Annotated in this window: 9 protein-coding genes; 4 read left to right on the forward strand and 5 right to left on the reverse strand. The window is 68.7% G+C overall.

The window, feature by feature from the left end; translation table 11 throughout:
- Positions 1 to 122 precede the first annotated feature (122 nt).
- Both KVT39_RS02680 and KVT39_RS02685 read right to left on the reverse strand, forming a co-directional pair.
- On the reverse strand, positions 123 to 1,217 hold the full coding sequence (locus KVT39_RS02680) for a TrkA family potassium uptake protein (protein WP_034180323.1): 1,095 nt from the start codon (positions 1,215 to 1,217) through the stop codon (positions 123 to 125).
- An 84-nt stretch (positions 1,218 to 1,301) separates the two neighbouring features.
- Positions 1,302 to 2,636: an FAD-binding oxidoreductase gene (locus KVT39_RS02685; RefSeq protein WP_175747561.1), complete on the reverse strand. Its 1,335-nt coding sequence runs from the start codon at positions 2,634 to 2,636 to the stop codon at positions 1,302 to 1,304.
- Positions 2,637 to 2,861: 225 nt separating this feature from the next.
- On the opposite strand from KVT39_RS02685, the gene KVT39_RS02690 reads away from it, so the two are divergent.
- Complete coding sequence (locus KVT39_RS02690; RefSeq protein ID WP_034180325.1) at positions 2,862 to 3,716, forward strand: helix-turn-helix domain-containing protein; 855 nt, start codon at positions 2,862 to 2,864, stop codon at positions 3,714 to 3,716.
- A 107-nt stretch (positions 3,717 to 3,823) separates the two neighbouring features.
- Positions 3,824 to 5,491: an ATP-dependent helicase gene (locus KVT39_RS02695; protein WP_217587695.1), complete on the forward strand. Its 1,668-nt coding sequence runs from the start codon at positions 3,824 to 3,826 to the stop codon at positions 5,489 to 5,491.
- 56 nt (positions 5,492 to 5,547) lie between these two features.
- Here KVT39_RS02695 and KVT39_RS02700 read toward each other — a convergent pair whose 3' ends face one another.
- A complete protein-coding gene (locus KVT39_RS02700; protein WP_034180327.1) occupies positions 5,548 to 7,107 on the reverse strand; it encodes a methyl-accepting chemotaxis protein in 1,560 nt (519 codons plus the stop codon).
- 233 nt (positions 7,108 to 7,340) lie between these two features.
- On the opposite strand from KVT39_RS02700, the gene KVT39_RS02705 reads away from it, so the two are divergent.
- Complete coding sequence (locus KVT39_RS02705) at positions 7,341 to 8,855, forward strand: MDR family MFS transporter (RefSeq protein ID WP_217587696.1); 1,515 nt, start codon at positions 7,341 to 7,343, stop codon at positions 8,853 to 8,855.
- 99 nt (positions 8,856 to 8,954) lie between these two features.
- Here the strand turns inward: KVT39_RS02705 and KVT39_RS02710 are convergent, their stop codons facing one another.
- The gene (locus KVT39_RS02710; protein WP_217587697.1) at positions 8,955 to 9,953 is read right to left on the reverse strand and encodes a quinone oxidoreductase; all 999 of its coding nucleotides are present in this window, start codon (positions 9,951 to 9,953) and stop codon (positions 8,955 to 8,957) included.
- 131 nt (positions 9,954 to 10,084) lie between these two features.
- On the opposite strand from KVT39_RS02710, the gene KVT39_RS02715 reads away from it, so the two are divergent.
- Complete coding sequence (locus KVT39_RS02715; RefSeq protein WP_034180949.1) at positions 10,085 to 10,978, forward strand: LysR family transcriptional regulator; 894 nt, start codon at positions 10,085 to 10,087, stop codon at positions 10,976 to 10,978.
- 75 nt (positions 10,979 to 11,053) lie between these two features.
- Here the strand turns inward: KVT39_RS02715 and KVT39_RS02720 are convergent, their stop codons facing one another.
- The gene (locus KVT39_RS02720) at positions 11,054 to 12,418 is read right to left on the reverse strand and encodes an MFS transporter (protein ID WP_217587699.1); all 1,365 of its coding nucleotides are present in this window, start codon (positions 12,416 to 12,418) and stop codon (positions 11,054 to 11,056) included.
- Between the last annotated feature and the right edge of the window lie 250 nt (positions 12,419 to 12,668).

Below are 12,668 nucleotides of genomic sequence, written 5' to 3' on the forward strand. Positions count from 1 at the left end.
TGGATCGAAGTTGCCCCAGATCGCCTGGCATAGCGCCTACACACTAGAAATGAAACGAATAATCGGAGAAAACTTAAACGATAATCCATTGAAAATACTGACGCTTACTCCACGCACAATCCTCACACATCCGCATCCGGAATCCGCGCCGACTGAATCACGACCAGCGTGTCCCCCTTCTCGATCCGGCATGGCGGATCTTCATAAAACGACTGGATCTTCCCGCAGCGATCGAGCCCGACCACGATCGCGCCCGGCACGACATTGGTCATGCAGCCGATCTCGTGCGGCAGCGCCTCGCGCTCGATCAGCGTCGCGCGCCCGCGCGTCGACAGCATGTCGTTCACGAACGGCACGATGTAGCGGCTATGCACCGCATCCGCGAGCAGCAGCGCGCCGATCTTCGTCGACGACACGATCACGTCCGCACCGGCCTGCCGCAGTTGCCGCTGGTACAGGTTCTCCTGGATCCGCACGACGATCTTCGTCTCGGGCGCGATGCTGCGCACCGACAGCGTCAGCAGGATCGCGGTCGGATCGTCGGTCACCGAGATGATCACGGCCTTCGCCGCGCGCACCTGTGCCTGCTGAAGCAGATCCTCATGCGCGGGATCGCCGAGCAGCCCCGTCACGCCGAGCGACGTCGCGGCCTCGAGCGCCTGCTGCTGCGAATCGATCACGATGATCGTCGCGGCATCGACGCCGCTCTCGAGCAGCTCGCGCACGGCGATCGACCCCGACAGGCCGTAACCGCACACGACGATGTGATCGGACAATTGCTTTTGCAGACGTTTCATGCGGAATTCCTCGATGACGCGCTGGATCACGAACTGATACGCCGTGCCCAGGAAAATGAACCAGATGACGATGCGGATCGGCACGATGAAGAACGCATCGATCAGGCGGGCGCGCGCGGTGACGGGCACGATGTCGCCGTAGCCGACCGTCGCGACGGTGACCATCGTGAAGTACACGAGATCGGCGACGGTCATCGGCGTGCTCTTGGTCGAATCGCGCAGGCCGTCGCGATCGACATACAGCACGAGGAACGCGAGCACGCACAACAGCGCGACCGCACCGACGCGAAACAGCAGCGTGCGCCGCGGCGACGTCGCGGGACGCGTGAACAGCATGCGCGCACGCGGCGCCTGCCACGGATTGCGGGCGCGACGCAGGCGTGAGCGCAACGAACGGCGCTGGGCGGAAGGCGAGGCCAACGGGGAATCTCCTGAAGGATGCGGGCTCGATTCTACGACGGGAAGGCAGCGATCCGACCCGACATCATTGCATCGATTTGTCCGCTACAGCATGCTGCGCGGCCGCACCATCGTCCCGTCGACGAAACGCTGCGCGCGAAACGCCGACAGGTCGAGCGACGGCGCGCCCGTGTCGATCCATTCGGCCAGCAGCCGGCCGACGATCGGCCCCATCGCGAAACCGTGACCGCAGAACCCCGTCGCGATCGCGAGCCCCGACGGCGCGCCCGACGCATCGATCACCGGAATGCCGTCGGGCAGCACGTCGATCAGGCCGGCCCATGCCTCGACGATCTGCGCGTCCTTCAGCGCGGGGAAGATCGCCTTGAGCTTCGCAAGCGCGCGCGGCGCATGCGCGCGATTCGGCTGCGGCTGCGGATCGCGCGGCTCGATCGGCCCGGCCGCGCCGTTGATGCGCGCAAGCGCATCGCGCCACGCGGCCGAATTCACGTGCAGCCGGAATTTGTCGCGCTGCGACCAGAACTCCGGCCAGAACAGGCTCAACCCGCGCAGGTGGCCGAGCGTCAGGTCGACGTCGACCTGCATGTCGTCGGCGAGATTGATCGCGCCGTTCTTGCGCTGCCGGATGCCGAGGCCGTGCCCCCACACCGTCGACGCCGATACCGGCGGCACCACGTTGGTGCGCATGCAGGTACCGCGCACGGCCTGCTGCGGCAGCCGGATGCCGACGCCGTCGAGCAGCCGGAAGCTGGTCGCGCCGGCCGCGCAGATCACGCGCCGCGTGCGGATCGTGCCGCGCTCGGTCGCGACGCCGACGACCGCGCCGCCGGCCGTCTCGATCGCCGTCACGCCGCAGCCTTCGAAGAAGCGCGCGCCGGCCTCGGTTGCTCGCGCGGCGAACGCCGCGGCCACGCGGCGCGGCTCGGCCTGCCCGTCGGTCGCGGTGTACAGCCCGCCGAGCGTGCGCGCCTGCGGCGAAAGGCCGCTGACGCGCTCGTCGATCTGCGCGCGGGTCAGCGTGCGCGTATCGAGCCCGTGCTCGCGTGCGACGGAAAGCCACGCGTTGAACGACGCCCAGTCAGTTTCGTTGTCCGCAATATAGAGACAGCCGCCCTGCCGCCATTCGAGATCGAAACCGAGGGTTTCCTCTAACCCCTCCCAGATCCGCATGCCGGCCATCATCAGCGGCACCTCGGCGGCTTCGCGCCCCTGCTGCCGCACGAAGCCCCACGCGCGCGTCGACTGCTGTCCGGCGATGCGCGACTTGTCGAGCACGACGGCCTTCAGGCCGCGCAGGCCCAGGTAATACGCGGCCGCGCAGCCCATGATGCCGGCGCCGGCGATCACGACGTCGGCTTCGGCCGGAAGCGCCGTTTCGGCGCGGGTCAAGGCATCGTGCAGCGGATAGGTTGTCGTCATTGTTTCCTGTCGGGCGTTAATACGTTCGAGATATGAGCTGCTACGGTAACGTCGTGACACACCTTTCACACAAACGCACCTTTCATGACACTGAATGACGACCATTTTGCGGTAAAGTTATCTTTTCCGCGCGTGGCCGGTCGGCTCGCCACTGGACGTCATGAAGACTGTCCGTCGAGACTGCCGCAAGGCGTCGTTCTGAACGTCACGATCCGTTCCCGTAGCATGACCACTGAAGCAATCACCACGGATTCCCTCGCGGTTGCCGAGCGCGTGCGCGAGCTGATGACCCGCAACGGCATCGGCAAGCGCCAGCAGACCACCGAGCTGTGCCGCATCCTCGACCTGAGTTTCTCGCAAGGCCACCGCAAACTGCGCGGCAGCAGCCCCTGGACGCTCGCGCAAATCAAGAAAGTCGCCGAAGCGTACGGCGAACCCGCCGCCCAGCTGTTCGGCGCGCAAACGCTCGACCCCGGCATGGTCGGCGCCTGTTCGCAGGAGGCCGTACTTTACGCGGGCGTCGCCGAGATTCCGTGCACCGCATGGATCGGCGCGCCGCTCGAAGCCGGCGCGCGCCCCGAGTTCGTCGCGTACGAACAGAACGGCCGCTGGCGCGTGCTGCGCCACACGGGCGTGCTGTACCAGAACGCATACGACGTGCACAAGATCGAAATCTATCCGCGCCGCGCGGAGAGCGACAAGCTCGTCGTCGCCGTGATCGATCCCGATCGCGTCAGCGCGACCGAGCTGTGCCGCTATCTCGAACGGCAGGGTTTCGCGACGGCCGCGTTCGACGGCCTCGCGCCGTTCGTCGACGCGCTGCAGGGCCAGGCTTTCGATGCGGTGCTGACCGAATGGCTGTTCGACGACGGCACAGCCGCGACCGCGATCAAGGCGGTGCGTACGTCCGACAACCCGGGCGCGCCGATTTTCGTGCTGACGGGCGACCTGCTCACCGGCCGTGCGAGCGAAGCCGACATCAGCGAAGTGATCCGCACGTTCGACGTCGTCTGCTACGAAAAACCCGCGCGCATGGCGATCCTCAGCGCCGATCTCGCGAAACGGCTCGCGCGCGGGTAACTTCCGCCCGCCTCCGCCCCTCTCCCGGACGGCCTGCGTCCGTGCGGCCGTGAACAGGTTCCTCAGTACAATAGCCGCACCTGTTCACGCCTACGCCGCCCGACTCCATGGCCCGCCTCATTCCCGACGACTGGAAAAGCCTCGCCGCGACCGGCGCGGCCGAACGCGAGCGCGAAACGCTCGCCGCGCTCGAACACGCGCTGCCCGACACCTACACCGTGTATCACGGCGTGCACTGGACGCGTGCCGACCAGGCCTTCTCGGTGTTCGGCGAGGCCGCGTTCGTCGTCGTGAGCCCGGCCGGCCGCGTGCTGCTGATCGAGCAGAAGGCCGGCTTCCTGCGTGAAACGCCGAAGGGGCTCGTGAAGGTCTACCTGCAGACCGAGCGCAACGTCGCGATCCAGCTCGCGCGCACGCAGGAAACACTGCACCGGCGCCTGACGGCCGCGCTCGGCGCGGGCGTCTACGGCGTCGAGGCGCTGCTGTACTGCCCCGACTATTCGATCCGCCAGGCATCGATCGCCGGCGTCGCGGCCGACCGCATCGTCGACGCGTCGCGCAAGGCGCAGCTCGCGCAGGTGATCCTGCAGATCCTGCCCGAGGACGACGAACGTCTCCCGAACGCGCCGAAGCTCCACCATTTCCTCGCGGACGAACTCGCGCTCACGCCCGACACGAGCGCGCTCGTCGGGCAAGCCGGCACGCTCGTCACGCGGCTGTCGGGCGGCCTCGCCGCGTGGGCGCGCCAGCTCGAATTCGCGCCGTTCCGGCTGCGCGTCACCGGCACGGCCGGCTCGGGCAAGACGCAGCTCGCGGTGCAGGCGATGCGCGATGCCGTCGCGGCCGGCAAGCGCGTGCTCTACGTATGCTTCAACCGGCCGCTCGCCGACTACATCGCGCGCATCGCGCCGCCCGGCGCGAAGATCGCGAACTACCACCAGCTGTGCGACTGGGTCGCGCGCGACGGCGGCTATACGCCCGACTTCCAGGTGCCCGGCGAATTCGAGCGGCTCGAGACGCGCTTCGCGCAGGCTCCGATCCCCGAGCGCTGGCGCTTCGACGTGCTGGTCGTCGACGAAGGGCAGGATTTCCATGCGCCGTGGGCGGCCGCACTGGAGCGTTTGCTGGCGCCGGACGGTGCGTGGTGGTGGCTCGAAGATCCGCTGCAGAACCTGTACATGCGCGAGCCCGTCGCGCTGCCCGGCTGGGTGACGCTGAAGGCACTGACGAACTACCGCAGCCCGCGCGACCTGCTCGACTTCGTGCGCGAAGTCGTCGGGCGCGTCGAGCCGCTTGCGGCCGAGCTGCGCTCGGGCAGCCCGTTCGACGGGTCCGATCCGTCGGTATCGGCCTACGGGGAAGAAGGCATGCCGGGCGACGCGTTGGCGGAAGCCTGCATCGACGCGACCAAGCGCGCGATCACGCACGCGCTGTCGCTCGGCTTCCGCAAGCAGGACATAGCGGTGCTGTCGTATCGCGGCCGCGAAGGCTCGGTGCTCGCGCCGCTCGACCAGCTCGGCCCGCACCGGCTCAAGAGCTTCACCGGCAAGTACGACCTGTTCGGCAACCCCGAATATCGCGAAGGCGACGTGCTGCTCGATTCGATCTACCGCTTCAAGGGCCAGTCGGCGCCGTGCGTGATCCTCACCGAAGTCGACTTCGACACGCTCGACGCGCGTGCCGCGCGCAAGCTGTTCGTCGGCGCGACGCGCGCGACGATGAAGCTGCTGATCGTCGCGTCGTCACGCGCGGCCGCGCAGCTCGCGGCGGGTTGACGCAACGGGCGGGCCGCCGGCAGGCGAATGCCCGCCGCGTCGCCGCCCGTTATCCATCAAGCCACCCGGAACGCCCCCACCGCACGACGCAACCCGTCCGCCTGCTCCTCCAGCGACGACGCCGCAGCCGCGGCCTGCTCGACGAGCGCCGCATTCTGCTGCGACACCTGGTCCATCTGCGACACCGCGCGGTTCACCTGCTCGATCCCGTCGCGCTGCTCGTTCGACGCGGCCGCGATCTCGGTCATGATCCCCGTCACGCGCCCGATCGCCTGCTGGATGTCCTGCATCGTCGCGCCGGCCACGCCGACGAGCCGCGAGCCGTTCGCGACGCGCTCGACCGATTCGCCGATCAGCGTGCGGATCTCCTTCGCCGCGGACGCCGAGCGTTGCGCGAGCGTGCGCACCTCGCCCGCGACCACCGCGAAGCCGCGGCCCTGCTCGCCCGCGCGCGCGGCTTCGACCGCCGCATTCAGCGCGAGGATGTTGGTCTGGAACGCGATCCCCTCGATCGTGCCGATGATGTCGGCGACCTTCTGCGAGCTCTGGTCGATCTCGTTCATCGTGCCGATCACCTCGCCGACCACCGTCGCGCCGCGCGTCGCGATCTCGCTCGCGCTGTCCGCGCACGCCTGCGCCTCGAGCGCATGGTCGGCGTTCTGCTTCACGGTCGCGGTCAGTTGCTCCATGCTCGCGGCCGTCTCCTGCAGCGCGGACGCCTGTTCCTCGGTGCGCTGCGACAGATCGGTGTTGCCGGCCGCGATCTGGTGCGTCGCCGTCGAGATCGCTTCCGAACCCTGGCTGACCTGGCGCACCGTGTCCGCGAGGCTGCGCTGCATGCCCGTCACGCCATTGACCAGTTCGGCCATCTCGTCGCGCGACGACCAGCGCACCTCCGACGTCAGGTCGCCGTCCGACAGGCGGCGGAAATGCGACAGCAGCCGGTTCACCGGCTGCGTGATCGCGTAATGCAGGCCGATCGCGCAGCCGAGGCACGCGGCCAGGCCGAACGCGATGCCCGCGATCGCGCCTGCGCGCATCCAGCCGTAATAGGTCTGCGCGGTGTCGTAGACATCCTTGCCGCGCGCCGCCTGATACGTATCGAGCGCATCGGTCGCCTGCGTGAGCGCGACCGACAGCGGCGGCGCAACCGACATCAGCAAGCGGTCGGCCTCGTCGCGCCGGCCGTCGCGGATCGCATCGATCAGCGGCTTCAGCGCCTGCCCGATCAGCGCCTGGCGCGCGGCGTCGAGACGGCTCGCGAGCGGGCCTTCGTCGCCGTCGTGCGGCATCGCCGCGTAGCCGCGCCACGCAGCGTCGGCCTTCGCGAGATAGCCCTCGGCCTTCTTGACGAGATCGGGCACTTCCGCCGCTTCCGGATGCAGCAGCGCGCGGTCGAGCGTCGTGCGCACGATCGTCAGGTTCAGGCTCGCCGTGGACAGCGCGGTCTTCGCAGCCAGTTGCTGCGTGTAGGCCTCGTCGAGCGCGCGATTCGAGCTCTGCATGCCGGCGAGGCCGATCAGCCCCGACACGACGAGCAGCGCGGCAACGAGACCGAGCGTGGAGAAGATCCGCGTGCGGATCGAGAAACGGGAAAACAGGGCGTTCAGGTTCATGGCGGCACGTGAGCGATGAAAAGTGCCGCGGCAATCGGTCCGCGGCACTCTGGATTACGGTTTGCCTGCAGAAAACTTGAGTCCGGCCCCGCTTTCTGTCTGATCCCGATCAATTTTTTTCGCGCCGGCAATCTCCTGTTACGGCTGCAACATATCGAGGCTGGGCAGAAATTGACTAGTCAATCACCGGTCGTTATATTTCGAACCAATTCCCTGCCATGGCAGATATCTCGATGACAACCGACACCCTCCTTACTCCGCCGGCCGCCGAGACGGCCCGCCGCGACGCGCCGACCGGGCTGATCGTCGCCGCGCTGCTGCTTGTCATGCTGCTGTCCGCGCTCGACCAGACGATTGTGTCGACCGCGCTGCCGACGATCGTCGGCGAGCTCGGCGGCCTCGACCAGTTGTCATGGGTCGTCACCGCGTACCTGCTGTCGTCCACCGTCGTGCTGCCGCTGTACGGCAAGCTCGGCGACCTGTATGGCCGCAAGATCGTGCTGCAGGCCGCGATCGTGCTGTTCCTCGCGGGCTCGGCGCTGTGCGGCATTGCGCAGGACATGACGCAGCTGATCGTGCTGCGCGCGCTGCAGGGGCTCGGCGGCGGCGGCCTGATGGTCGTCACGATGGCCGCGATCGGCGATCTGGTCCCGCCCGATCGCCGCGCGCGCTACCAGGGGATGTTCGGCGGCGTGTACGGCCTCGCGACGATCGTCGGTCCGCTGCTCGGCGGCTTCCTGGTCGAGCATCTGTCGTGGCGCTGGATCTTCACGATCAACCTGCCGCTCGGTTTTCTCGCGCTCGCGGTGATCGGCATCGCGTTCCGGCCGCACAGCGCGCACGTGAAGCACCGGATCGACTACATGGGCGCCGCGTTCCTCGCGACGGCCCTCACCTGCGTGATCCTGTTCACCAGCGAAGGCGGCTCGCTGCTGCCGTGGACGTCGCCGCAACTGTGGATGACGCTCGTGCTCGGCCTCGTCACGATCGGCGGCTTCATCTACGAAGAGCGGCTCGCGGCCGAGCCGATCATCCCGCTCGAACTGTTCCGCCATCGCACCTTCGTGCTGGTCAGCCTGATCGGCTTCGTGGTCGGCACCGCGCTGTTCGGCTCGGTCACGTTCATTCCGCTCTACCTGCAGGTCGTGAAGGGCTCGACGCCGTCGCAGGCCGGGATGCAGTTGCTGCCGATGATGGGCGGCATGCTCGCGATGTCGGTGATCAGCGGCCGGCTGATCTCGCGGCTCGGCTCGTACCGGATCTTTCCGATCGCCGGCACGCTGACCGGCGGGATCGCGCTGGCGCTGCTGTCGACGCTGTCGCTCGATACGCCGCTGCAGACGATGTACGCGTACATGGCGCTGCTCGGGATCGGCCTCGGGATGGTGATGCCCGTGCTCACGCTCGCGGTGCAGAACACGGTCGAGTTCCGGCACATGGGCGTCGCGACATCGGGCGCGACGCTGTTCCGCTCGATCGGCAGCTCGATCGGCGTCGCGGCGTTCGGCGCGCTGTTCTCGCACGGGCTGCAGGCGCGGATGCTGCAGGCGCTGCCGGCCGGCACGGAGCTGCCGCCCGCGCTCGGCCCCGGTGCCGTGCACCAGTTGCCGAACGCGGTGCGCGACGCGTACCTGCATGCGTTCGCGGGCTCGCTGCACGTCGTGTATCTCGCTGCGGCCATCGTGGTCGCGATCGCGTTCGTGCTCGCTTGGTTCGTCGACGATGCGCCGCTGCGCACGCACAACTGATCGGCATGCGAGCCGCGCCGCGACCGGCACCGGAAGCGCGCCACGCCGCGGCCTTTGGCCCGTTGCCCCGCAGCGCGCCCCATCCGCCGCGGCCCGCCGTTACGGCACCAGCACCACCGCGCCCGTCGTCGCGCGCGACTCCAGCAGCCGGTGCGCATCGGCCGCCTGTTCGAGCGGCAGCCGCGCGCCGATCTCGACGTGCATTCCGCCCGCGAGCCGTTCGAGCGTCGCGCGCGCGGCTTCGCGATACCCTGCGACGTCGCGTGCGATGAAGCCGAGCACGCTCGGCCGCGCGAGCGCGATCGAGCGGGCCGGCCCCAGTTCGTCGAGATCGACCGTCTGCCGCGTGCCGATCGCGGCAACCTGCCCGATGCTCGCGACCATCCCGAACGGACGGATCGCACCGAGCGTGCGCGTCAGCACGTCGCCGCCGATCCCGTCGATCGCATAATCGACACCCGCGCCGCCGCCAAATGCACGCGCGGCCGCGACGAAATCCTCCTCGCGATAATCGACCACCGCGTCGGCGCCATGCGTGCGCACGAGCGCGGCTTTCGCGGCCGACCCGACCGTGCCGATCACCCGCGCGCCGAGCGCGCGCGCCCACTGCGTCGCCAGCAGCCCGACGCCGCCGGCAGCCGCATGCACGAGCACCGTGTCGCCGGCGCCGACCTGCCGGACGCGATGCAGCAGCATATAGACGGTGATCCCTTTCAGCAGCCCGGCGGCGACCGCGTCGTCGCTCAGGCCGTCGGGTATCGGCACCACGCGCCCGGCCGGCATCGTGCGCAGGCTCGCATAGCTGCCGGTCGGCATGCCCGCATACGCGACCCGCTGGCCGGGCACGAGATCCGTCACGCCGGGCCCAACCGCGTCGATCACGCCGGCCGCCTCGACGCCGAGCACGTCCGGCAGCGCGGGCAATGCGTGCGCCCCCGTCCTGAAATAGATGTCGACGAAATTCACGCCGACGGCGGTCTGGCGAATCCGCACCTCGCCGGCGCCGGGCGGCGCAACGGGCGCATCGACGCGGCGCAGCACGCCGGCGTCGCCGTAGCGGTCGATCCCGATCCGGATGGCGGTAGCAGTTTGGGTCATGACGTTCCTCGCAATCGAATGAAGTGACACGATCATCCCATCGTGCATAATCGATCGGAATTCCCGTTTATCGCCCACCTACTGTGCAAAATTCGACCGATCTGGATCCCATCCCCGCGTCCGCGCTGCCGATGAGCTGGGACGACATCCGCACCTTCCTCGCGGTGATGCGCGGCGGCAGCCTGTCGGCCGCCGCACGCGCGCTGCAGGTCCAGCATTCGACGGTCGCACGGCGCATCGACGCGCTGGAGTCCGCGCTCGGCATCCGGCTGTTCGACCGCCTGCCGCGCGGCTGGCCGCCGACCGACGAAGGGCTGCGCCTCGCCGAGCACGCCGCGCGCGTCGAAACCGATGCACATGCGTTCGCGCGCGCCGCGCAGGGTGCGGCAGCGCTCGACGGCGTCGTGCGCGTGTCGGCGTCGCCGGTGTTCGCCAGCCATTTCCTCGCGCCGCGGCTCGCCCGCGCGCAGCGCGCATGGCCGGCGCTGCGGATCGACCTGATGGGCGAGATGCATGCGGCGAACCTGTATGCGCGCGAAGCCGATCTCGCGGTGCGGCTGTCGCGGCCGAGCGAGCCGGGGCTCGCCGCGCGCCGGCTCGGCACGATGCGCTTCGCGCTGTGCGCGTCGCCGGAATGGGCGGACGCGCCGCCCGACACCTGGCCGTTCGTCGGCTACGACGACGCGCTCGCGCAAACGCCGCAGCAGCAATGGCTCGAACGCTTCGCGGCCGGTCGCCGTTTTGCGTTCGTCGCGAACGACCTCGCGGCGCTGCATCGCGCATGCGTCGCCGGCGCGGGGGTCGCGCTGTTGCCGCGGTTTCTCGTCGACGATTCGCTCGCCGCAGCCGGTGCGGCACCGTCGTCCGCACCCGCGCCGCTCGTCGAGCTGACTTCCGCGCCGCGCTGCGACATCGAGCGCGAGATCTGGCTCGTCGTCCATCCGGACGTGCGCCGCTCGCCGCGCGTGCAGCGCGTCGCGGACGCGATCGCAGATGCGGTGCGCGCGGCGGACGGGCGGCTCTGACGCCGCAGCCCCTTCGGAACCGCCGTTGCGGGCCGGCCGTGATCCCCGGCCGGTTGCGCCCTGCCGATGCGCCGCTCAGGACTGCCGGACAGGCGACGCCTGACGCTCGCCGGCACTGGCCGGGCGATCGCGATGCGACGCCGAGCGCCGATGATCGATCAAGCCGACCGCGACGGCCGCCGCCAGCGCGGGCAGCCCGATCGCCATGAAGTTCTGTTCCAGCGGCAGATCGATGCCGACCAGCAAACCGATGACGATCGGCGCCAGGATCGCGCCGCTGCGGCCCACGCCCAGCGTCCAGCCGATGCCGGTCGAGCGGATCGCCATCGGATAGAACTGCCCCGCATACGCGCAATTGACGATCTGCGTGCCGATCGTCGACGCGCCCGCGAGGCCGACCAGCACGAACAGCAGCGCGGTCGGCATCTTGTAGCCGAGCAGCGTGATCGATACCGCGGCGAGCAGATACATCGACACGAGCACCGTCTTGATCGGAAAGCGATCGGCCAGCCAGCCGCCGCCGATTGCGCCGACCATCGCGCCGGCGTTCAGCACCAGCACGAACGTCAGCGCGGAGCCGAGACTGTAGCCGGCGCTCGCCATCAGCCGGGTCAGCCACGAGCTGAGCGCATACACCATGAACAGGCACATGAAGCACGCGATCCAGAACATGACGGTGCTGAATCCGCGGCCGTCGTCGAACAGCTGGCGAACCGGCGCGCTGCCGGCGTTGCCTTCGCGCGGGACGACATAACAGTCGCCCGGTTGATGCCGGTATGCGGGATCGAGCCGACGCGCGATGCGCGCGAGCTCGTCGGTCCTGCCGCGCCGGATCAGGAACGGCAGCGATTCCGGCATCCATTTCACGAGCAGCGGAACGAGCAGCACCGGCGCACCCGCGGCGACGAACACGGACTGCCATCCGTACGCCTCGATCATCCCCTTGCCCATGACCGCCGCCAGCATGCCGCCGACCGAATAGCCGCTGAACATCAATGTCACCAGCGTGCTGCGCAAGCGGCGCGGCGCGTACTCGGTCATATGGGCGATCACGTTCGGCATCACGCCGCCGATGCCGATGCCCGCCAGGAAGCGGGCGGCGCCGAACAGCGTGGGCGTCGGCGCCAGCCCGGCCGCCGCGGTAAAGACGCTGAACAGCGTCAGGCAGGCCGCGATGGCCCAGCGGCGCCCGATCCGCTCGGCGACGGTCCCGAACACGATGTTGCCGAACATCATGCCGAACAGCGCCGAGCTGACCATGAAGCCGGCCTGCGCCGGGTTGACGCCCATCTCCTTCATGATCGCCGGCAGCGCGATGCCGGCCACCGCGAGGTCGTAGCCGTCGAACACGATGATCAGCGCGCACCAGAACAGCACGACGCCGTGCAGCGGGCCCAGCCGCGCATCGTCGGACAGCGCCTGCAGGTTGATTTGACGCATGGAGCTTCGTTCCTTTTTCCAGTGGGGATCGGGCCCGGCAGTAGCCGTCGCATCACACGCGTTCGAAGTAATACGATCGCTCAGCTCATCGATTTAGTAGCTGTACGAAATTTCATCGTGAAATGCGCCGCTTTCCGTCCGGATGCCGGCGCAGTGTAGGAAGCCACAATGATTCCCACTATCCGGAATTTGCACGTGCTCGCGAACTCAGTCCGCTTTTTCTAGTGCCGCGTACCGCGGGCCGCGCGCT

It is taken from the genome of Burkholderia sp. GbtcB21 (assembly GCF_019091065.1).
Lineage (GTDB): Bacteria > Pseudomonadota > Gammaproteobacteria > Burkholderiales > Burkholderiaceae > Burkholderia > Burkholderia pyrrocinia_C.